The sequence below is a fragment of the Cupriavidus sp. SS-3 genome (assembly GCF_035818815.1).
Classification (GTDB): Bacteria; Pseudomonadota; Gammaproteobacteria; order Burkholderiales; family Burkholderiaceae; genus Cupriavidus; species Cupriavidus taiwanensis_C.
Window position 1 is genome coordinate 89,209 of the sequence record NZ_JAYLVT010000021.1, and the last position, 22,752, is coordinate 111,960.

The window sequence follows — 22,752 nt, forward strand, 5'->3', positions numbered from 1 at the left end:
GTCCGTTCGGCGCTGGTGCCGGACTGCCTGTCTATCGCGATGGCATCCGCCGCCGCGGCAAATGAAAAGGAAGGAAATGGATCTTCAGATCAAGGATCGTGTCGCCATCGTGACCGGTTCGGCACGAGGCCTGGGCGCGGCAACGGCGCGCCGGCTGGCAGAAGAGGGCGCGCGCGTGGTCGTGACGGACGTGCTCCGCGAGCGGGCAGAAGAGACTGTCGCGGCGCTGCGAGCTGATGGCCTGCAAGCCCATTGCGTAATCGCCGACATCACCAAGGCTGAAGACGTGCGCCGGCTGGTGGAAGAAACGGTTGCCCAATTTGGCGGCGTGCACATCCTCGTCAACAACGCCGGATTCCCGCGGGACAAGTATCTGGTGAAGATGAGCGAGGAAGACTGGGACCTCGTCATGGAGGTCATGCTCAAGGGGGCGTTCCTGGCGACCCGGGCCGTGATGCCGCATTTCATTGAGCAGGGCTGGGGCCGCGTCATAAACATCAGCTCGCGCGCGCATTTGGGCAATCCTACGCAGGCCAACTATTCGGCGGCGAAGGCAGGGCTGATCGGCATGGCCAAGGCACTGGCCATCGAGGAAGGGCGCTATGGCGTCACGGTGAACTGCGTGGCACCTGGATTTATCGAGACGGAGATGGTGCAGGCCTTGCCTACGTACGAAACCATCAAGGAGCGTGCCGTACAGATGCAGCCTATCAAGCGCGTTGGTCGTCCGGGAGATATCGCCGACGCGGTTGCCTTCCTGGCCTCCGAGCGCGCGGGCTTCATTACCGGCGAGGTACTGCACGTGAGCGGGGGACGCTTCGGCTAAGCCAGGCCAGAGGGGCGTGCCAGGTCGGCCGGCGTGAAGTCGAAGAGAGCGTTGTCAGGCAATGACGGACTACGGTCACTGTAGTGGCAGCGTCCCTTCAGCCCCGTCCACCTGCGCGACCCATCTGCCCGGACGCTGCTGAGCCGACGCAGTTTTGCATGCGAGGGGCAAGCATGGAACTGGGGCTGAACGGGCGCACGATGCTTGTCCACCGGTGCTCCCAAGGGTATCGAGGAGGGTCTCGCGCGGGCCTTCATCGTCAAAGGATGTGAGCCTATCTGGTTGCCATGTGAGCGGAGCGGCTCGATCGGATTGCCGCCGGGCTACACGCCCATTCTTGCGCCAAGACGATCGGGCGGGCACGCATCTGGTTGTGCCTGCAAATTTGCCGTCGCTTGGCTCTCGCGTTACGTGGAAGGGCAGGCGCCTTGGATCTGGAAGAGGAAGGCACCGCGATGTACTACGAAAGAAATGGAGCCGGCGCGGACAGCCGCGAGCTTGCCGGCGATGAACGAAAGCCGCGCGCCGGTCAGACGCGAAGCGAGCGTTGCGATAGCAATAAACAGTCGCCAAGGCGAAAAAATTGGGCGTGGGCGGCTACGACAGGGCAATACGACTGGATGGATTCGCACCCCATTTTTGCCCATTACAACTGACAGCAGCGCGGGCCTCAGGCCCAGCGCTGCATCCCCGATCATCTGACATGCCGTGACGCTTGTGCACGGCATGTCCCGCTTCCTTGTTCGCCCATGGACTACACCCCGATCAAATCCCTGCTGATTGCCAACCGCTCCGAGATCGCGATCCGCGTGATGCGCGCCGCGGCCGAGATGAATATCCGGACGGTAGCGATCTATTCGAAAGAAGACCGCCTGGCGCTCCATCGCTTCAAGGCGGACGAGAGCTACCTGGTTGGCGAGGGCAAGAAGCCGCTGGCGGCCTACCTCGACATCGACGACATCCTGCGCATCGCCCGGCAGGCCAAGGTCGACGCGATCCATCCGGGTTATGGCTTCCTCTCGGAAAACCCGGATTTCGCGCAAGCCGTGATGGACGCCGGCATCCGCTGGATCGGCCCGTCGCCGGAGGTCATGCGCAAGCTGGGGAACAAGGTGGCGGCGCGCAATGCGGCGATCGAGGCGGGCGTGCCGGTCATGCCGGCGACCGATCCCTTGCCCAAGGAGCTCGATGAGTGCAAGCGCCTGGCGGCCGGCATTGGCTACCCGCTGATGCTCAAGGCGAGCTGGGGCGGTGGCGGGCGCGGCATGCGCATGCTGGAGAACGAGCAGGATCTCGAGACCGCGCTGCCGGCCGCGCGGCGCGAGGCCTTGTCGGCGTTCGGCAATGACGAGGTCTATGTCGAGAAACTGGTGCGCAACGCGCGCCACGTCGAAGTGCAGGCGCTGGGCGATACGCACGGCAACCTGGTGCACCTGTACGAGCGCGACTGCACCGTGCAGCGCCGCAACCAGAAGGTGGTGGAGCGCGCGCCGGCGCCGTACCTCGACGACGCCGGCCGGGCCGAACTGTGCGACGCGGCCATGCGGCTGATGCGCGCGGTTGGCTACACGCACGCGGGCACGATCGAATTCCTGATGGATGCCGATTCCGGCCAGTTCTATTTCATCGAAGTCAACCCGCGCATCCAGGTCGAGCACACGGTCACCGAGATGGTCACGGGGGTCGATATCGTCAAGGCGCAGATCCGCATTACCGAGGGCGGCCATATCGGCATGACCGAGAACACGCGCGATGCCGACGGCAAGATCGTCGTGCGCGCTGCCGGCGTGCCGGAACAGGCGGGCATCTCGCTGAACGGGCATGCCCTGCAATGCCGGATCACGACCGAAGACCCCGAAAACGGCTTCCTGCCGGACTATGGCCGGCTCTCCGCCTACCGCAGCGCGGCGGGCTTCGGCGTGCGCCTGGACGCCGGAACGGCCTATGGCGGTGCCGTGATCACGCCGTACTACGATTCGCTGCTGGTCAAGGTCACCACCTGGGCGCCGACGGCGCCCGAGTCGATCCGGCGCATGGACCGCGCGTTGCGCGAATTCCGCATCCGCGGCGTCGCGTGCAACCTGCAGTTCCTCGAGAACGTCATCAACCATCAGGCTTTCCGCTCGGGCGAGGTCACGACGCGCTTTATCGACAAGACGCCGGAACTGCTGGCCTTCGCCAAGCGGCAGGACCGTGCGACCAAGTTGCTGCGCTATCTCGGCGATGTGTGCGTCAACGGGCATCCGGAAATCAATGGCCGCACGCTGCCTTCGCTGCCATTGCCCAGCCCGGTGCTGCCCAAGCTGGATACCGCTGGCGCCCTTCCGACCGGCACGCGCGACCTGCTGCGCGAGCTTGGCGCGGAGAAGTTCTCGCGCTGGATGCTTGAGCAAAAGCGTGTGCTGCTGACGGACACGACCATGCGCGACGCGCACCAGTCGCTGTTCGCCACGCGCATGCGCACCGCGGACATGCTCCCGATCGCGCCGTTCTACGCGCGAGAACTGCCGCAGCTGTTCTCGATGGAGTGCTGGGGCGGGGCCACCTTCGACGTGGCGCTGCGCTTCCTGAAGGAAGACCCGTGGCAGCGCCTCGAGCAACTGCGCGAGCGCGTGCCCAACATCCTGTTCCAGATGCTGCTGCGCGGCTCGAACGCGGTCGGCTACACCAACTACGCGGACAACGTGGTGAAGTTCTTCGTCCGCCAGGCCGCCAGCGCCGGCGTGGACGTGTTCCGCGTGTTCGACTCTTTGAACTGGGTGCGAAACATGCGCGTGGCCATCGACGCCGTGGGCGAGAGCGGGGCGCTGTGCGAAGGCGCAATCTGCTACACCGGTGACATTTTCGACGGCTCGCGCCCCAAGTACGACCTGAAGTACTACGTCGGCATCGCGCGCGAACTACAGGCGGCCGGCGTGCACGTGCTGGGCATCAAGGACATGGCAGGCATCTGTCGTCCGCAGGCTGCGGCAGCGCTGGTGAAGGCGCTCAAGGAAGAGACGGGCCTTCCCGTGCATTTCCACACGCACGATACGAGCGGTATTTCGGCTGCCTCGGCGCTTGCGGCCATCGACGCCGGCTGTGATGCAGTCGATGGCGCGCTCGATGCCATGAGCGGGCTCACCTCGCAACCGAACCTGTCGAGCATCGCCGCGGCGCTGGCCGGCAGCGAGCGCGACCCCGGACTCGACCTCGAGCGCCTGCACGAGGCATCGATGTACTGGGAGGGCGTGCGTCGTTACTACGCACCGTTCGAATCGGAGATCCGGGCCGGCACGGCTGATGTCTACCGCCACGAAATGCCAGGTGGCCAGTACACCAACCTGCGCGAGCAGGCCCGCTCGCTCGGCATCGAGCATCGCTGGACCGAGGTGTCGCGTGCGTATGCCGAGGTCAACCAGATGTTCGGCGACATCGTGAAGGTGACGCCGACGTCCAAGGTCGTGGGCGACATGGCGCTGATGATGGTGGCCAACGACATGAGCGCCGCCGATGTCTGCGATCCGGCCAAGGAGATTGCGTTCCCCGAGTCGGTGGTGTCGCTGTTCAAGGGCGAGCTGGGCTTCCCGCCCGACGGCTTCCCCGCGGAACTCTCGCGCAAAGTCCTGCGCGGCGAGCCGCCCGCGCCTTACCGGCCAGGCGACCAGATCCCGGCAGTGGACCTCGATGCCGCACGCGCCGAGGCGGAAGCGGCGTGCGAACAATCGATTGACGACCGGCAGCTTGCGTCTTACCTGATGTACCCCAAGCAGGCGGTCGCCTACCACGCGCACGTCCGGACCTATAGCGATACCTCAGTCGTGCCCACGCCGGCCTTCCTGTACGGCCTGCAGCCCCAGGAAGAGGTGGCCATCGACATCGCGGCGGGCAAGACTTTGATGGTTTCCCTGCAGGGGATGCATCCCGATGCCGAGGAGGGCAACATCAAGGTCCAGTTCGAACTGAACGGGCAATCACGTACGGCGCTGATCGAACAGCGCAGCGCCGAGCAAGCCGGTCCGGCGCGTCACCGCCGGATCGTTGCCGATCCCGACAATCCGCTGCATATCGCCGCGCCGATGCCGGGCTCCATTGTGACCGTGGCGGTGCAGCCGGGACAGCGCGTGGCCGCAGGCACGACGCTGCTTGCGCTGGAAGCGATGAAGATGGAGACCCACATCGCGGCCGAGCGCGATTGTGAGATTGCCGCAGTGCATGTGCAGCAGGGCGACCGGGTGGCCGCGAAGGACTTGCTGATCGAACTCAGGCAGTGAGGTTGAGCGCATATTTGCGCCGTTCCGGAAGTGGGGATCCGGAACGGCGCGGCAGAGGACGCTCGCGGCTGCCCTGTGGCTGGCCCCTGCTGGCGCCAGCGGGCGCGTTTCCCCAAGGCTGCGGGGCATCTGCAAAGCAGACTCAGGATCCCTTCGCTTTGCCTCCCTGAAAGAACATCAACGCCCGGATTGAGCTGCGAACCATTCGTCGTCGATGGCGCGCAGCATCTCGTCGGGCGTGAGTTGGCGCGTCATTCGTCCGCGGAGCACATGGCGATGCTCGAAGGAACGCGCGCCGTGCGCCATCACCTTGTCTCTCAAGGCCGCGACATAATCGTCGCCAAAATGGCTATTGTAGGTGTTGAACAGCACCACGCGCTGGCCGTCGAAGCGATTATTCTCGACAAAGGCCCAGATGGGCGGCGCAGGGCTGTACAGCCACACTGGCGAGCCGATCCAGACGGTATCGAACGGTGTCAGGTCGATTGTGCGTGGGGTGATATCGGGGAGCGCCTTCGGCTTGCTCTTGAGCGCGTTCGCGTCATGGAGCGCATGCACCAGTCCGATCAGTCCGAGCCGGTAGTCGGGTGCCTCCAATGCGAACAGCCTGGCATCCAGCCGTTTGGCCACGTGGCGCGCGGCCAACGCCGTATTGCCTGAGCGAGAAAAGTACACCACTGCAGTGCGCGAGGTCGGCGCGGTGGCGGTGGGCACATACGGGCCCTTTTCCTCTAGTTGGCGTGCCTGGCGACTCTCGATCCAGGTAACAGAGCGCAGCACACCCAGTGCCGCTATCAAGGCGAGGCCCAGCGCGATAAGGAACCAGTGCAGAAGCGTCATGCGGCGTTTCATGGTTGTTCTTGCATGAGAGGTGGCGTTGCTGCCAGATGCAAAAGCGCCGTGAATCATTTCCGCTTGGTCACGGCACGCATTGCAGTACAGGGTGGGTTTCGCGGTCATCGACCAGCACCCGCGCCGGCTGTGGGGGCTTGCACTGCTGGAACGCACAGTTGATGCACATGCCCGCAATACGTCCCTTACATGAAGAACGGCTTGTCGCCGTCGCTGTTTGGCTTGCTCACGCCCAAGTTCTCGTCCAGGTGCAGCGCTGGCGATTCGATGATCCTGGTGATAAGGTCACCCACGCTCCTGCGCGAGACGACTGTACCCTTGAACGGCTCATTCCTGACCGTCAGCTCATAGTCCACCTCGTCCTCGTCTGTCAGCCAGGCAGGACGCAGGATGGTGTATTGCAGGCTCGAGGCTTCAATGGCATCGGCCGCGCGGCGGAAGGGCTTGAGATCTTCTCCGATCGTGGCGTTGTTCCATTTGCCAAACTTGCCTGGCACTTCGTCGTAGATGCCCAGCGACAGCACGAAGATCAGCCGCGTGACCCCGGTGGCTTGCATGGCGGCAATCACTTGCTTTGCTTGCGCTTCTAGGTCGTCGCCAGTGAGGTTGGCATAAACGATATCCTGGCCCGTCATTGCCTGTTGAAGCAGCCTCTTGTCGAGCACGCTGCCGATCACGACCTTGGCGTTCGCGGGGGTATCTCCGAGCTTCCTGGGATTGCGCACGAGCAAAGTCAGGTTGACATCCTTGTCACCGGCCAGGGCTTTGACGACCCATTGTGCGATCTGGCCATTGGCACCGAGCACGAGTACGTTCTTCATGGTTGCATTCCTTTTCTATGGGCTATGGGCTCAGGCACCTATGCAGGTGCCGTTGTCCGCGATGCTCAGGGGCAGCCGCATGCCCCTGTCTTTAGAGGTTGTCCTTGAAGAAAGGCACTACCTTCGCCATAGCGAGGGCCACAGGCTCGGCCTTGTCGTAGAGGTCGTAGTGCGACCAGCCTTCCGCCACGACGATTTGCTTGTTCGTGGAGGCAGCACGGCCGTGGATCTCCCAGCCGTCGCGGTAGGCGCCGAAACCGCCGGGCTTGTCGCCAATGACGATCATCAGTGGCTGGGTCAGCAGCACCTCGGCGTTCAGGAAGGCGTCCCAGCCCATGGCGGCACTGCTGAAGGACATCAACTGGCTGGTGGCGCCATTGGGTTGCTGGCCTCGGGAGGTCTTGTAGTATTCGGTGGCCTCGAGCACGTCAATGTCCGTGACGCCAGCCTTCCTGCCTGCCTCAACCGACTCCGGCAGCAGGTTGACGACGCTGCGGTCGCCGCCCTTCGCCTCGGCGGTGCGCAGCTTGGCCATGTTCTCAATGGACTCCAGCGGCTTGAAGTTGGCGAACCCTTCCCGGATCAGGCGGCCGAAGTTGACGCCGGTGATCGATACCAGTGCCTTGAGGCGATGGTCGGTGATACCCGCATGGATCGTGTAGGCGCCACCGCCGCACACGCCGATGGCACCGATGCGCTGCTCATCGACGTAGGGCAGGGATTGCAGATAGTCGACGGCGAAACGTATGTCAGAGACGCGAATCGCCGGGTCCTCGATAAAGCGTGGCGTGCCACCGCTGGCGCCCTGGAAGCTGGCATCGTGCACCAGCACGATGAACCCTTCCTTGGCGAGCCCGGCTGCATAGATGTTACCCGCTGTCTGCTCCTTGCAACTGCCGATAGGGTGCGTGCTGACGATGGCGGAGTACCTCTTGCTTTCGTCGAAGCTCGGAGGCAGGTAAAGGTCGGCGGCCGTGTCCCAGCCGAGGTTCTTGTAGGTGACGTGCTTGATAGTGGTCGATGACATGCTTATCTCCTGATCGGGTTCTGGTTCAGTGTGGAGAGAACCGGCTCAGATTCCGCTCTTCAAAGACGCAGCGAGCAATACCCAGGGCCGTGAAAATGCGCGATGCCGAAATGGAGGGTATGTCGGCGTCCGTGCCGGCACCAGACAGACAGGTCTCGTGCTGTAGCTGCTTAGAAGGGGGGAGCGCGGCTTCATACACGCAGCCGCGCCGGAGGGGTTACTTCAGGGTGCGCTGGAAGAACGGGGTAAGCACGGATACGGCCTCATCCACGTACTTCGGCACGTCATAGAGCGACATGTGGTTGGCGCCCTCGACAATATGCATGTGCTTGTCCTTGCTGGCTGCGCGAGCGAGAAGATCGTCGCTCATCCACTTGCTGCCGGCCACGCTGCCCACCACGCTCTGGATAGGCTGGGTGAGGAAGGCCTCGGCCTTATTGTAGGCGTCGTAGGAGACGATTTGCGTCAGGCTGCGGGTAGTCATGAAGCCGGGGGCGTTCGGATGCTCGCAGCGGGGCGTGTGGTAATACTCCCATGCTTCTTCCAACTCTTTGTTCGGGGCATCTTCCTTGCGCATGGGGGCCAGCGGGAAACTCTCGTTCCTGGCCGCGTTGCCAGCGTCGGTAGTGCGGGCATTCGAGCCGAGTTCCAGCACCGCTACGGCATCGGAGTCCTTGATGTTGTTCTCCCAGCCATTGCGGAACATCGAACCGATGTTGACCGCGCTCACCGTTCCGACGGACTTGATCCGGCGGTCGTTGATTGCAGCGTTGGCGGTGTACCCCGCGCCGGCGCAGATGCCCATGGCGCCAATGTTCGCGTGGTCCACGTAAGGCAGCGTGGTCAGGTAGTCGATCACCGCACTTACGTCTTCGGTACGAACGTAGGGATTTTCCAACTGCCGGGGCTCGCCCGTGCTTTCGCCCTGGTAGGAGGCGTCGTAAGCAATGGTGACGAAGCCCTTTTCCGCCAGCTTCCTGGCGTAGAGGCCGGCGGTCTGCTCCTTCACGCCGCCTCCCGGGTGCGACACGACGATGGCCGGGTACTTCTTGCTCTTGTCGAAGCCCTCCGGAAAGTTGATTACGGCGGCCAGGGTGATGCTTTGGCCGTTGAAGTTCTTGAAGTTGACTTTTTGCATAGGGATATCCCGAGGTTCGGTGGAAAGCAAGCACGCATTCATCACAGCTTCAGACCTCCGGGGTGTCATATGGGACGCCCATTTCACCCTGGGACATTGCCCGAGAGTCTGTCGCTTGAGTTCGTATGGTAGGAAGCGTATTGACAAGCGACAAGGCGCTGACATCTACTACACATGTAAGCCTGGCTTAACAATGACGCACGATGGATCCATCCAAAATACCTGCGCTCGCTTGGTTCTCCCTCATTGCACAGCACGGTAGTTTCACGAAGGCTGCAGCGGAGATGGGGGTCACGCGTGCCGCGCTGTCGCAGAGCCTTAAAACTCTGGAGCAGCAACTGAATGTCAAGCTCATCTACCGCACGACGCGCGACATGTCGTTGACAGAGGAGGGGCAGCGTCTGTTCGACCAGATCCGCCCGGCGTTCGGGACGATCGAGCAAGCCGTGCGCAGCGTGGGCGAAGCCAATACGTCCCCCTCGGGTCTGTTGCGAATCAACACATCGAGGATTGCATCCCGGAACCTGATTGAACCGCATCTTGCTGAATTCCTTGCGCGCTATCCCGAGTTGAAGCTGGAAATCTTGCTGGATGACGGGTTCTCCAACATTGTGGCGGATGGATGTGACGCAGGCGTCCGCATGGGAGAAAGCCTGGCGCAACATGTCGTGGCTGTCCCGATTTCGCCGTCGTTGGAGATGGCCGTCGTTGCCTCGCCTGACTACTTCGAGCGCCGCGGTGTGCCGGAGTCTCCCGCAGATCTGGCCGAGCATGACTGCGTGGCGTACCGACACACATCGAGCGGAGCCATCTTTCGGTGGGAGTTCAGCTCCCCGGAACCGAATGGCCATGCGTTCGTTGTAGTGCCTCAGGGATCTTTGATCACCAATGATGACGACAGCATGATCCGCATGGCCCTTCAAGGCGCCGGACTCGTCCAACATGTGGATATTGCGGTGCGCCATCTGATCGCGGACGGTTCATTGATGCGCGTCCTTCAGCCGTGGTGCAAGCCTTTTGCGGGGTTCTACCTCTATGTTCCCTCGCGCGCTCAGATGCCCCTCAAGGTTCGCGTACTGATGGACTTCCTGATTGAAAAGAGAGGCCTCCTGGAGGCCGAGAAATCGGCTTTGGAGAATAGGCGGCGAAACGTCAAGAAGCGACGTGCAACGCGATAATGGCGCTGCCGAAGTCGCCTCTGAATCAGCGAACTTCTTCTCTGAGCATGACGCGGGCCATTGAAGGAGACATTAGCGGTCGCGCGCATTGCGCCGACCAGAACCCGTGGACAGCGCGCTGCCTTGGGAGATGAGTCGGTACGACGCGTGGGAAGGGGGGCGTTCTACTTTACCTACTGCCGCGCGAGCAGGCGCATGATCCTGCCAAAGTCATCGACCTGCTCCAGGTGCAGGACGCTGTCCAGGACCGTGTCGATGGTTGCGGCTGAAAGAAGACCATCGACGAAGGTGCGGAACTTGCAAACCAGTTCCTCCGTGGCCATGTAGGTCTGCGGGTCGGCCGAAGGCGTGCCCTTGGGGTAATGCTTCTCGGCAGCGAACGTCTGGCCACGTGCACGGATCTCAACGCGTGACGGGCGGCTGGTGATGTCCGCCGAAATGGACTGGAAGTAGGTCGGGTGTGTTTCCAGCTTTACCCGGTGCATCAGGGTCATGACCGATGGGTCGAACACGACGGACGGATCCTGCCATTGTCTGCCGGGTGGGATGCGGTGAGCAGCGACAGCCAGGCCATGCGCGAAGCAGAACTGCGCGTCATGCAGCTCGGTGATCTCGCGGTTTGTGAAGCAAGGCAGCTCGTAGGCCCAGCCCTCTCCGTAGGAAGTGATTCCCTTGATTTCCTCGACGCGTATGTCGTGCTGTGCCACGAGATCGATCAGTAGGTCCAGGGGTGCGTGCATGACGCGGCAGTGCGGATAAGGCTTGAACATCTGGAAGGCGGGGAAGCGCCATTCTTCGCCGAGTCCGGTGGTAAGAAGCTCAGGTGACCAGCGCGAGGTACCGACAAAGCGCGGATACCCGAATTCTTCGTCATCCAACATTTTCAGGTCACCACGGTGGCCAAGATCTCCCATGTCCGCGGCCGACAGCGCGGCATTGGTCAATGCGCCGGCCATCTGGTATTTGATCGTCGCGGTCGGCGTGTGCATGAACCAGGCGCGCTGCGAGTTGACCGGCGCTGTGGCGGCGGCGATGCCCAGTGCATTGGCCAGCCGGTCTACGTTAAGCCCCTTGAGCTTGGCAGCCGACGCCGTCGCGCCGAAAATCGTGCTGCTGTAGCCAACGACCGATGTATTCGCGGCCTTACCATCTTTGGTGTCGCGATAACCGCTCATGGCGGCGCCCAACCGGTAGGAAATCTCGTGCGATACGGCGATGGCGGCGATCAGATCACTTCCCGAGCGCTGGTGCACCTCGGCGGACGCGAAGGCGCCCGGCAGCACGTAGGGACTCACGTGGCCAGGCAGCAGCACGGAGTCCGCGTCCAACGCATTGATCAGCTCGCCGTTGGCGAATGCCGCGCCGTGCGGGGTGGACTTGCGAGATGTACCGATGATTGTCGCACTGCCTCCGGTGCCACCCAGCCGCCGGCCGGCCTCAATGCCGATGCGCCCCTTCGGATGTTCAATGCCTGCCAGCGCGCAGCCGATGGCGTCGAGTACGTCGCGCTTGCATTCTTCAACGACATTCGGTGGCAGCCGCGCGATTTCGGTATTCACCGAGAACTCTGCCAGGTGTTCGATAATGGTCTTGCCCATAGGATATTCACTCCTTTGCCAGCTTGAGGTCGGTGACGATCTTCATCGTGCGCTGCAGATCGTGCTGAAGGAACTGGGTGAAGGGTGCGTGGCAACACGGCGCTCGATAGGACAATCGTCGTCGGTTGCGTGTGGCTGCACGCTTCTCCTTCGTAGTGGCCGCTAGGCGGCGCGCAAGCTCGTCGTTGTCGTCCGCGCAGTTGCGGTGAGACGTTGGCGCAAACGAGTTTCGACGCCGCCGGCGGGCATCGTCAAGCGGTGGCCTCGCCAAGTTCCGTACTAAGAAAAATGCCATCATTGGGTCCCGCTTCGATGGCTTGCCAACGCGGTGATGGATGTGGCTTGCGCCAGTTTTCGTGGCGGCGCGGTCAAGTGGTTTGTTGCGGAGTGGGTTTAAGAACGTCCTTGCGCTGAAGTCTTGATTGCGCGCTTGTTTAGAAGGAGCAAAGTTCCTGCATTCATTGTGGATAGCCGCAATTCCACGGTGTACCTGGCACGGCGGCGGCCGCCAGCGTCGATGGTTAGTCCGGAGCGGCTGGATTGGTGCCCGCCGAAGCGTTGCCGGAGGGTTGGTAGAAATCCGGGGCTAACCGCCTGATCACTTCGCCGTCAAGCCGCCAGCCGAGGCACTTGTCCCAATGCGGCTTGGGCGATGTCGCCGCCGGAGGTCTGATGTGGGGTTCGGGCAGGGCTTCCCATTCCTGGCGCCGCGTTTCGCCGCCCACGGTCTGGTAGGCCACGGTACCGAGATTCATGAGCAGTTCGCGCAGATGCGTGCAGCCGCGGATGCTGCCCAATGTGATCTCCAGCGCCTTGCGCCAGCCGCGCGCGATGCTTGCGCCAACCAAGCCTTGCAGCGGCGGAATGCCCCCGGTGCATTCGCGAAAAGGAATCGAAGGCAGTACTGCAGCGATGGCCCGGACGGTATAAGTGTTGTCCAGCGTGATGCGGACCCGCATGTGGTGTATAGGCACGTCGGGCGGTTGCTCACCGCTTTCCCAACTGGGCCAGGGCGCGGTCTTGCTGTCCTTCATCTCACCTTCGATGTCCCATAAGCCGTCATCACGGCGAAAGCCTTGCATGATGACAGCGCGGGTATGCAGGTGGCGTCGTGGTGCCGACGGCGGCAATTCGTTGGCAAACGTTGGCGCGGAATGGTCGGCGGGCGCTTGGTCTTCGTGCATCGGGTCTTCTCGATGAGGGGTGCGCCGGCTATTGGATAGGCGGTGCTTCCGGTGTCGGGGAAAAGTGGTGCTGCAGAATCTGCCACACGCCCAGGCGCTTGACCAGCACCCAAGTTGTCCGCAGCGCCGATTCGGTTTCGCGCCCGTCTACGAGCACGAAGCGGAAGTTTGCATGCCCCTGCGCCAGCAACGTGTCCGCGCCAAGTTCAACCAGGGTCTGATCGGCCAGAGACATCGATGCCGAGCGCAGGGTCCCGGTGTACGAGGCAAAGTACCCCAGGATCGCCGCCTGGCCCACAGCGTGGCCCGGGCGGCCCCCAAAGAACAGCGCCTCGGGCGCGTACAGCGCGGTCAGCGCGTCGGCATTCCATGTCAGTGCGGCGGTGTTCCAGCGGCGCTCGACATCTTGCAGTACGGCCTGCGCACGCGCGGCGTTCGTGCTTGTCGCGTGATGTTCGGTCATGGTTGCCTTGTCATATCATTGCCAGGCGCGACCCGGGAGTTCCCGGCCACGCCATCCCCGTGCCAATGCCGGCAATGCTACGGCGACGACGCCCGCCAACTCAACCGAAAAGACAGGGAGTTCCGTACGTTGGAATGCCACAGCGCGGCTGCACGGCGGGAGTTTGCCGAGATGTTTCAAAGTACGGGAGAGTCCGCACAGAGTGATTGGTAATTTTCCTCGGGTACAGCATAGTGAACGCGTGCATGCCAGAAGTCGGTAGCCGTTGTCTCCATGCTCGCCTCAGCGAGCTTATGCCCCGAGGCTCGCCGCGGGGCTTCTTTTCGCACGATTGCCTCAATCTTCGATGGCGGAATCTGCCCCTACGGCGATTTGAAGCAACTCATCCGTCCTTTCCACGTGAAGGTTCCGGAAGCCGCGCTCGCGAATCTATGCCCTACGCGTCACGGCAACACCGTGGCCGGAGCAGGAAACGGTAGCCGATCGGACCCAGGGGGCACACCTGGCCCAACTGCGCGATCTGTTGCCCTACTAGGGGACGCCTTACGACTGGCGAAAAGCCGAAGCCAAGCCGAACACTGAGCGGGCGGACGCGATCTGCTGTATCCAGGCGCAGATGGCGGACTACGGGCTGACGCCGGACGAACTGGAAGCGGCAGGGCGCTTCGATCCGCCGCTTCTGCCGACGGTCTGCTAGCGCTGCATTCCAGCCATATTGTCGCAGGGACAGGTGAAACTTTCCGGCTTGCTCCCCGAGTGTCGTGGCGATCCGCTCGATGAGGTTCCGCTCCAGTCGGGTCAGGAAGCGGTCCGGTTGCGACGGAACGGCACGGTCTCCCTGACGACCCTATCATCGATAGCGTGTAAACACGCATCAGCGACGTTTAGAGTGCCGCCTGACTCGGGCAGCAAAAATGGATCGCTGTTCTCGTACAGCAGATGGGCCGATAGGGTACGTGTTGTGCAGCGATTCGACGGGGAAATTGGCTCGATCTCGAGCGCGTCGTTGCCGACGCGGATCATTACGCCGTCATCCCTGGGGTTGACGGTACACAGGCCGCCGCACTCCGCAATCTTGGCCGCGTGCCACGCTGGACCGGCGTCCCTTACCTCGGGCCAGCGGCACGGCGGCAAGCACTGCGGCATCAGTGGTCACACGCCTTCTGGAACCGATCGAGTACTAGAGCATCACCAGTACGCGGAACTAGCCGCACCTGCCCTTCGAAGCCAGGTTGGAATCGGCAGCTATCATTCTGCAATCATGCGAGCAATGACAGCTATTACGATAAGTATCCTTATCGTAATAGCAGCATACTTGCGCTAAACTTGCGAGCATGAAATCCCGCCTCACCCTGACCGACCCGCCACCGAGTGCGCAAGCCGGCTTCCCGGATGCCGCCGCCCTCGCCGCGCTACGCGCCTGGCATACGGGTCTGTCGAGCCGGGAAGCCGTTATCCGCTACTTGGGCGAGGCGCGGGCGCAAGGGCAGTCGTCGCGCGGCCTCCTGGGTCGGATCCGGCGCCAGTTGGCGGGGTATGCCCGCAGCCGCCAGCGCGAGGACCTGGCCCGACTGTTTGAGATGCCCGCGACCGAGCGGGCGGAGCAGGGCAGGGCAGCGGACCAGGCCATCGAGGCGCTGCGCACGCTGCCGCCGCCGGCACCGGCCATCAGCGACGACATCGGGTTGTGGCTGGCGCCGCGCGCGGTCGCGGCGCTGCGGGCGCAGGGCATCGACACGCTGGCGGCCCTGACCGTGCGGGTGCCGCGCCGGCGCCGCTGGTGGGCCGCAATCCCGGGCCTGGGCACGGCCGGGGCCCGGCAGGTTGAGGCGTTCTTCGCCCGGCATCCGCAACTGACCGACCGCGCGCGGGCGCTGATTGCCCAGACACCGCGGGGCATGGTCGTGCCATGGGAGCAACTGCGACTGCCGCATGAAGTGAATGGGTCGCAGGGGAAGTTCCGCGCGCCACGCGCAACTTGCACCCTCAATGCGGACAATGACTATGCGGCGATCCAGGCGTGGCTGGCCCTGCACGAATCGCCGGCCACCCAGCGGACTTACCGCAAGGAGGCCGAGCGCCTGATCCTGTGGGCGATTATCGAACGCGGGCGGCCGTTATCGTCGCTCACCACCGAGGATGCGACGGCCTACCGCAGCTTCCTGCGGCGCCCGGCGCCCCATGCGCGCTGGGTTGGGTCAGCCAGACCGCGGAGCGCGCCCGATTGGCGTCCGTTCACCGGCGGCCTGTCGGCCCGCTCCACCGCCCATGCCATGTCCATCCTGGGCGCGATGTTCCGCTGGCTGATCCAGCAACGCTATCTGCTGGCCAATCCGTTTGCCGGCATCAAGGTGCGGGGCGGGGGACGCACGGCGGCATTGGACAGCTCGCATGCCTTCACCGAAGGCGAATGGCTGCTGATTCGCACCCTTGCCGACGGCCTGGAGTGGTCGTATGGCTGGGACGCGCCGGCCGCGCAGCGGCTGCGTTTTGTGCTGGACTTTGGCTACGCCACCGGGCTGCGCGCCAGCGAGCTGGTCGGTGCAAGCCTCGGTGACATCGAGACCGACGGCCAGGGCGATCCCTGGCTCAAGCTGATCGGCAAGGGCAATCGCGCCGGCCGGGTTGCGCTGCCGCCGTTGGCCCGGGCGGCGCTGGATCATTACCTCGTCGCGCGCGCCCTGCCGGTGTCGGCGGCGCGATGGGACCCTACGACGCCGCTCGTCGGCGGGTTGGGCCAGGACACGGAGGCCGGTATCACCAGCACGCGTCTGTGGCATGTGGTGCGGCGATTTTTCGCACAGGCTGGCGCGCTGATCGCCAACGACCATCCGGCTGTGGCTGAGAAGCTAAAACACGCGAGCCCACACTGGATGCGACATACCCATGCGACCCACGCGCTGGCCCGAGGCGCGGAACTGACGACGGTTCGGGACAACCTGCGTCATGCCTCAATTTCTACGACCTCAACCTATCTGCACGGTGACGAAGTGAGGCGGGCACGACAGCTTGGGACTGCCTTCCCAGCCCATCGTGACTAGCCGAGTGATCCGTTGCGAAACAGAACCCGCGTGAGGGGAACATATGGAAGGTGAACCAGTGAGTGGCGCCGAGTCAGCCGCCGTCTACGATCACAGCCAAGTCATGAATCCAAGCTTCCGGCTGGCAGTGGGTGCCGATGGAAGTGCTGCCTGTAGGGATCTCTACGTGCAGACCTTTGCACGGTCGGAACAGGGTCCGGATGATTGGATTTCGCAGCCGGAGGGGCAGTGGCATCTGCTGGCGCGGATTCTGCCGCAAAGCATCCTGACGTATCCCGTTCACACCAATCCCCATGCGCAGCGCTATCTGACGCCTCGGCATGGGCGCATTCGGACGATCATCCTTCAGGGTGGCGAAGAGCATGCGATGCCCGATAGTCCTGTGGCCGCGGTGTCGCTCATTGAAGCGGCGCTGCCCTGGCGTGCCTCCAATGATTGCGCTTACGGCCTTGGACTGACGAAGGAGCTGGATGCAATCTGGTTGGGCATCCAGCAGATTTCTGGTGTCGACACGCTCATCGTGACCAAAGACGGTGAGACCAAGCTCGAAGGCAGCGCGGTTGTGATGCCCGAGCGAGAATTGGACATGCTGCGGCGCGCGCTGGAAAGGGCGAATCGGCATGTGCGCAGTCGTGTCCAGTTGGCGAAGACCACCCACATCCGGAATACCCTGCTGACCCAGTTAATCCCCGAGCGCTTTCCGCCGATCATCCAAGTCGGAGCCACCGGCGAACTCGTCGAGGTGCGTCTGGATCGAACGCGTCAATCGACTGCGGCAGTTCGCGCGCAGCGGCGCGCTACCGTTCGGGCCGTGCGAGAGAATGCCGCGCTGATTGCCCATGAAGCACCGGAGGAGCTAATGGAGCTCCATGCCGAAATCGAGCGGGTAACTTTGGCCAGCATGATCGAGCGTTATGAGGGGATGCTGGCACAGACGCTACCTGAAGGCCGGTGGCAGTCATTTTTCGAGAACAACATCTTCATCTTGACGATGCTGTTCGCTCGGCCCGTTCGTCTGCTTCATACCCAGTTTCACGCCCAAGGGTCGAGTTTGAGTGGCTCAGGGGCGCAAGTTGGAGATTTCTTGCTCGGGGAACTGGGGCAATCGCTGGCGATTGTCGAGATCAAGAAGCCTTCGACCATGCTCATGCTTAACGCCGCGTACCGGAACAGCGAGGTGTATGGACCAAGTGCCGAGCTGAGCGGGGCCATTACGCAGGTGCTGTACCAGCAGAGTGCCCTGCACAGCAACTGGCTTGCTCACCAGATTCGGCCGGAGCTGCGTGATTCCCGGCCCGACGCGACGAAATGCGTGATTATTGCCGGCTTGACGCCAACGGAGGAACGGCAGCGGCGCAGCTTCGAAATTTTTCGCAACGCGTGCAAGAATGTCGAGGTGGTAACTTTTGACGAGCTATTAGGCAAGCTACGGGTTCTGTTGCACCACCTGGCTCCCGCGAGTTGAGCAGACAACACCGATCCCTGTACTAAACCGGTTTGCTGCGTCACCAGAATCTGAGAAGGTCAAATTCGTGTATATCTCCAAGATTCATATCGAAAATTTTCGCCGGTTTGGTGCAGGCGATGAAGCCTTTGAGCTGTCGCTGAATCCCGGCCTGACAGCCTTAGTCGGGGAAAATGACGCGGGGAAGACGGCCATCATCGATGCGCTACGTCTGGTGATTGGCACGCGTGACCAGGAGTCGCTCAGACTGGATAGTACCGATTTTCATCAGACGCCCCTGGGGGCGCGTGCCAGGGACATCAGAATTCAGCTCACGTTTTCGGCGTTGACGCCAAGCGACAGAGCCGCATTTGCCGAGTATCTGACCTACCACGAAGACGGCCTTGCCGATCCGCGTCTCATTGTGACATGGATTGCTCGGCGGACGGAGGGTGGCTCTGGATTGCGCAGATACCTGCCGGTTGAATGGCGGACGGGAGCCATTGGTGACGGCCCCTCACTGGACTCGGAAGCCCGCTTCCAGCTTCAGGCAACCTATCTACGGCCGTTGCGTGACGCCGAGCGCGCCATGTCGGCAGGGCGTGGGTCGCGGCTATCCCAGATACTGCAGCATACAAAGGAGATCAAGGACGGCGTCGAGTTTGACGTCCAGGCGCTCCACACGCTGAAGCCAGAAGATCTTAGTGTGCTAGGCGTCGGCGACTACACGAATTACCTGATCGAAACGTCGCGCGGTGTCACAGTGACCCGGCAACGGCTGAATGATGACTATCTCAGGCATCTGTCCTTCTCTGGAGATATTCTGAATGCGCGCGTCCGCATTAACGGACATCGAGACGACAGTACCCGGTTGCGAACGCTGCTCGAGAAGCTTGAAGTCGCATTGGGCTCAAGCGACCTGTCGGAAGACGCACACTCTCGTGGCCTGGGTTCGAACAATGTCCTGTTTATGGCCTGTGAGCTTCTGCTTCTAGGCACGGAGGAGGATGGCTTTCCCCTGCTCATAATTGAGGAACCGGAGGCTCACTTGCATCCACAACGTCAGCTGCGGCTGATGGGTTTCCTCGCGGATCAGGCATCTAAGGAGCGGCCGGATGGCCAGCAAATTCAAGTCATCCTTACCACTCACAGTCCGAATCTGGCTTCCCACGTGAAACTGGATAACCTCGTACTTGTACGGGACGGTCGCGCCTATCCGATGGGCGAGGGGCAGACGAAGCTTGAGAGAACCGATTACCGTTTCCTGCAACGGTTCCTTGATGTGACGAAGGCAAACCTGTTCTTCGCCCGTGGGGTCGTCATCGTCGAGGGGGATGCTGAAAACATCCTACTTCCGACGCTAGCAAGGCTTGTGGGACGTGATTTCGAACGGTTTGGAGTGTCCGTCGTCAATGTGGGGGGTGTCGGACTTAGCCGTTATGGTCGTATCTTCATGCGTCGAAAGCCAGAGGCTAACCACGAGCTAAAAGTCCCGGTCGCATGCATTACCGACATGGATGTGATGCCCGATTGTGCGCCACAAATTGTGGGGAAGATCGAGGCGAACGCGACCATACCCGCGCTGCCGGGTTCGAAGCGCCGCTGGAGGGTAAAGAGCGACTTTCCAACGGGAGGTCTGGATGCGAGGCGGCAAAAGATCCGCGAGAAAGCCCAAGAGCAGCACGTTCGCACATTCGTGGCGGACGAATGGACGCTCGAGTACGATCTTGCATACTTCGGCTTGGAGAAGGAACTGTGGTTGTCGGCTGCCCTGGCCGACGCCGATGACAAGCTGAACGAGAAGAAGACAACGCCATTTCGGGTTATGTGGGTGGCTTTGCATGCCTACAAGACGATCGCTAGCCTGTCGCAAGAGGAACGTTGCTCGCACGTGTACGAGCCCTTCGCCCGATCCGGTGGCGTGTCGAAGGCGATTGCCGCCCAGTATTTGGCGGAACTGTTGGAGTCGAACGTGCGGCGGGACGAGAAGGCGCGGGATCGTTTGCTTTGGCGCCTTCCTCAATATATCCGGGATGCTATCGCTCATGTGACTGAGCCGTTTGAACCGCCACCTACGTCGGCGCCCGAGGCCAAGGCTGCAGACGACGCGCTTGACGACGCGAACCGCCCAGCGATGACACTGGGGGCCGATCTTGCGTGAACCGATTGCGCCAAGCCTCAGCCCTATCAGCGATACGGAAATCGCGTGGGCCTGTGCCATCATGGGGTTGCCAGATAGCGCCTTCTCGGCGGAGGGGAGCGAGGATCCCCGGCTTGCCGTCATGCGGTCCCTGGGCACGCTCGATGTCGAGGCCTGTCCTGGTAGCGGGAAGACAACCTTGCTGGTCGCGAAACTCGCAATTCTCGCCAATCGATGGACATCGAGTCGCAATGGGATCTGTGTGCTATCGCATACCAATGCCGCCAGGACTGAAATTGGCGATCGCTTGAGCGCATCAAGCGCAGGCGTACGCCTGCTGCGCCACCCACACTTCGTTGGCACAATTCATTCGTTCGTGAATGAGTTCCTGGCAGTGCCTTGGCTGCGTTCCAAGGGATTCCCCATCAGGGCGATTGATACCGAAATTGCACTGCAGGATCGATGGCGCCGGATCCCACGGAACATTCAACTCGGTCTCGGCAAAAAGTATATGGGATGGTGGTCCCTAACGTACACCAGGCCAGATTACACGGGAGGACCGAAGGAAGAGTACGCCAGTGCAACGCCCACATACAAAGCCATGCTTGACGCATGCCGGGCGTCGACAGCGGCGGGGTACTATTGCTTTGATGAAATGTTCATTTGGGCATCGGAGTTGCTCGATCGTCAACCGCATGTCATCAGCACGATTCGTCGTCGCTTCCCCTTCGTTTTTATTGACGAAGTCCAAGACAATTGCGAATTGCAAGCAGCATTTCTGCACCGACTGCTCGTGGACGGCGAGGATCCTGTGATTCGTCAACGCTTCGGCGATTCTAACCAAGCGATTTATCATGCGTCGGAGGCAGGGGGTGCAGTAACCGATTGCTTTCCGGGATCCGAAAAGGCTGATCTGCCGAATAGCTTTCGGTTTGGGAACGAGATTGCCTTGGTGTCTGCGCCGCTGGGGGTTCGGCCCCAAGCGCTTGTTGGGCAGGGACCAACGCCAGCGAAAGTCCAGCACGCCACCTGCAAGAACACACTCTTTCTGTTCGATGACACGTCGGTATTGGATGTGCTTCCCGCGTATGCGCGCCATTTGCTCAAATCCTTTGATCACGAGGCGCTCGCGAGAGGCGAGTTCACAGCGGTAGCTGGAGTTCATCGGTCGGATAAAGATGACCATCTGCCACGGTTCATGGGGCACTATGCGCCTGACTACCTTCCCGAACTCGCCGGTCGTCAGCCCAAACCGGCATCGTTCCTCCAGTTTCTCGCGCGCGCAAAGCTGGAGTTGGAGGAAACCCGAAGCACCCATCCAGTGACGCGATGTTGCGCGGAGGCGATGCTCAAGCTCATCGAACTCTCAAGTCCAGATCAAACCATCCCGCCTGTACGCCACGCTCATCGGCACCTGCTTACGCTACTCAGCAGCGACGGGGATCGCCGGAGCTATCTGACGATTCTGGATACCTTCATCGTACAGCGAGGCTATGTGTCTGCGGACCAATGGCAGGACACGATCCGCCCAAGTTTGATTGCCTTAGCCGCTGGGGTCATTGGAGGGGCGATCACCAAAGGGACGGCCCTCCAATTTCTCGCGTGGACAGAAGAATCGACTGTGCTAGAGAATGTTGACGTGAAACGTACGGTCAATCAATTTCAGTACCCTGACAAAAATCCAAAAGTGTCGATTCGCCTCGCATCGATTCACGGGGTGAAAGGGGAGACGCATACCGCGACGCTAGTCCTCGAGTCCTTTCAGAAGACGCACCAACTGAAGGCACTGCTACCGTGGCTTACCGGAAAGAAGCCAAAAGGGAAGAGCGACAATACGGCAGAAACTCCGACACTACAGGAACGTCTGAAATTGCACTACGTTGCCATGACCCGCCCTTCCCATATGCTGTGTTTGGCGTTGCGACGCGATGCCCTGGGAAAGGGAGATCTAGAGGCTTTTCAGGGAAGGGATTGGCATATTGTCGATTGCAATGGTTCCGAAACCTAGCCCGCTACTGCGCGTGGTAAGACAAAGTTGACTAAGTTCAAAGAAATAGGGAGGGGCTACTTTGGGGCCAATACTGGATCTGCTCAAGCATTTGAAACTGGGACGCTCGCCGGTGTGCGCGGTGTTCATTGCGTTAATCGGCTATCTGGTCGGGAGGCGCTTTTGGCCAAACGACATAGATCCGTTGCCCGTCGGATGGACATGGGTGCCTCCCATCTTGGTCATGGCCCTCGGCGTGCAGATCGCAGTCTGGATGGTTACACCCATCTACGCTTCCATCAAAGCTGCGCGAACCGATGGACGAGCGCGGAAAGCCCATTTAGAGTCTCCGCTCAACGAGGCGGAATCGCAGGTGCTGTATTGCATTGCAAAGAGCAACGCGAGGGAAGTGAACCTCTATCTAGCGGCCGAGGCCGCACAACTGCCGTTTAGCGACACGGAACTGCTGGCGATTGCCAATCGTCTATGCTCGCGGCAGATCCTCAGCATACCGGCGTTCAGTGGGGCGAAGGTTGCCTTGACCGATGCCGGCCGCCGGCGCTCGGAGAGTGTCGTCCAGAAAATCGACGTCATGATCGCCGCGGAGTTGCGGGTTGGCGACCGGGTGCGTCACATCAACACGGGCCAAGAAAAGTCGTGGCCAACAAGACAGCACACATCGGCAAGACGTTCCAATTCGGCCATCCGGTCATTTGCCAATGGGACCAGAAAGACGGCCCCAGGGTGAGTTCGTTCCAGCAGGGCCTCCTGGAGCGGCTCCCGCCGGCGAATGATGAAAG

Annotated in this window: 16 protein-coding genes; 9 read left to right on the forward strand and 7 right to left on the reverse strand. The window is 61.7% G+C overall.

Annotated features, from left to right (window positions below; translation table 11 throughout):
- Positions 1-76 precede the first annotated feature (76 nt).
- The 3 genes from U9J39_RS25100 to U9J39_RS25110 all read left to right on the forward strand — a co-directional run bounded on the left by U9J39_RS25100 (position 77) and on the right by U9J39_RS25110 (position 5,079).
- Positions 77-826: an SDR family NAD(P)-dependent oxidoreductase gene (locus U9J39_RS25100; protein WP_326348421.1), complete on the forward strand. Its 750-nt coding sequence runs from the start codon at positions 77-79 to the stop codon at positions 824-826.
- 428 nt (positions 827-1,254) lie between these two features.
- Positions 1,255-1,482, forward strand: a complete 228-nt coding sequence (locus U9J39_RS25105; protein WP_326348422.1) for a hypothetical protein — start codon at positions 1,255-1,257, stop codon at positions 1,480-1,482.
- 93 nt (positions 1,483-1,575) lie between these two features.
- The gene (locus U9J39_RS25110; RefSeq protein ID WP_326348423.1) at positions 1,576-5,079 is read left to right on the forward strand and encodes a pyruvate carboxylase; all 3,504 of its coding nucleotides are present in this window, start codon (positions 1,576-1,578) and stop codon (positions 5,077-5,079) included.
- Between the two features lie 177 nt (positions 5,080-5,256).
- On the opposite strand, the gene U9J39_RS25115 is transcribed toward U9J39_RS25110, so the two are convergent.
- The 4 genes from U9J39_RS25115 to U9J39_RS25130 all read right to left on the reverse strand — a co-directional run bounded on the left by U9J39_RS25115 (position 5,257) and on the right by U9J39_RS25130 (position 8,917).
- Positions 5,257-5,919 carry a flavodoxin family protein gene (locus U9J39_RS25115; protein ID WP_326348424.1) on the reverse strand — a complete coding sequence of 221 codons (663 nt, stop codon included), beginning with the start codon at positions 5,917-5,919 and terminating at the stop codon, positions 5,257-5,259.
- A 197-nt stretch (positions 5,920-6,116) separates the two neighbouring features.
- Entirely contained in the window at positions 6,117-6,752 is a 636-nt protein-coding gene (locus U9J39_RS25120; RefSeq protein WP_326348425.1) for an SDR family oxidoreductase, read from the reverse strand.
- Positions 6,753-6,843: 91 nt separating this feature from the next.
- On the reverse strand, positions 6,844-7,779 hold the full coding sequence (locus tag U9J39_RS25125; protein ID WP_442784926.1) for an alpha/beta hydrolase: 936 nt from the start codon (positions 7,777-7,779) through the stop codon (positions 6,844-6,846).
- 217 nt (positions 7,780-7,996) lie between these two features.
- Positions 7,997-8,917, reverse strand: coding sequence for an alpha/beta hydrolase (locus U9J39_RS25130; protein WP_326348426.1), 921 nt, complete (start codon positions 8,915-8,917; stop codon positions 7,997-7,999).
- Positions 8,918-9,120: 203 nt separating this feature from the next.
- On the opposite strand from U9J39_RS25130, the gene U9J39_RS25135 reads away from it, so the two are divergent.
- Entirely contained in the window at positions 9,121-10,095 is a 975-nt protein-coding gene (locus tag U9J39_RS25135; protein ID WP_326348427.1) for a LysR family transcriptional regulator, read from the forward strand.
- 173 nt (positions 10,096-10,268) lie between these two features.
- On the opposite strand, the gene U9J39_RS25140 is transcribed toward U9J39_RS25135, so the two are convergent.
- The 3 genes from U9J39_RS25140 to U9J39_RS25150 all read right to left on the reverse strand — a co-directional run bounded on the left by U9J39_RS25140 (position 10,269) and on the right by U9J39_RS25150 (position 13,340).
- A complete protein-coding gene (locus U9J39_RS25140; RefSeq protein WP_326348428.1) occupies positions 10,269-11,693 on the reverse strand; it encodes an MmgE/PrpD family protein in 1,425 nt (474 codons plus the stop codon).
- Between the two features lie 521 nt (positions 11,694-12,214).
- Positions 12,215-12,877: a DUF2889 domain-containing protein gene (locus tag U9J39_RS25145; RefSeq protein ID WP_326348429.1), complete on the reverse strand. Its 663-nt coding sequence runs from the start codon at positions 12,875-12,877 to the stop codon at positions 12,215-12,217.
- Between the two features lie 28 nt (positions 12,878-12,905).
- Positions 12,906-13,340 (reverse strand): YybH family protein, encoded by a 435-nt coding sequence (locus U9J39_RS25150; protein WP_326348430.1) that lies wholly within the window; start codon positions 13,338-13,340, stop codon positions 12,906-12,908.
- Positions 13,341-14,674: 1,334 nt separating this feature from the next.
- Here U9J39_RS25150 and U9J39_RS25160 point away from each other — a divergent pair.
- From U9J39_RS25160 to U9J39_RS25180, 5 genes are all read left to right on the forward strand, one after another.
- A complete protein-coding gene (locus U9J39_RS25160) occupies positions 14,675-16,381 on the forward strand; it encodes a site-specific integrase (protein WP_326348431.1) in 1,707 nt (568 codons plus the stop codon).
- Positions 16,382-16,424: 43 nt separating this feature from the next.
- A complete protein-coding gene (locus U9J39_RS25165) occupies positions 16,425-17,846 on the forward strand; it encodes a Shedu immune nuclease family protein (RefSeq protein ID WP_326348432.1) in 1,422 nt (473 codons plus the stop codon).
- 67 nt (positions 17,847-17,913) lie between these two features.
- Positions 17,914-19,986 carry an ATP-dependent nuclease gene (locus tag U9J39_RS25170; RefSeq protein WP_326348434.1) on the forward strand — a complete coding sequence of 691 codons (2,073 nt, stop codon included), beginning with the start codon at positions 17,914-17,916 and terminating at the stop codon, positions 19,984-19,986.
- Positions 19,979-21,973: a UvrD-helicase domain-containing protein gene (locus tag U9J39_RS25175; protein WP_326348435.1), complete on the forward strand. Its 1,995-nt coding sequence runs from the start codon at positions 19,979-19,981 to the stop codon at positions 21,971-21,973. Before U9J39_RS25170 ends, U9J39_RS25175 begins: the two co-directional genes overlap by 8 nt.
- Positions 21,974-22,196: 223 nt before the next feature.
- Entirely contained in the window at positions 22,197-22,700 is a 504-nt protein-coding gene (locus U9J39_RS25180; RefSeq protein ID WP_326348436.1) for a hypothetical protein, read from the forward strand.
- Positions 22,701-22,752: the final 52 nt, after the last annotated feature.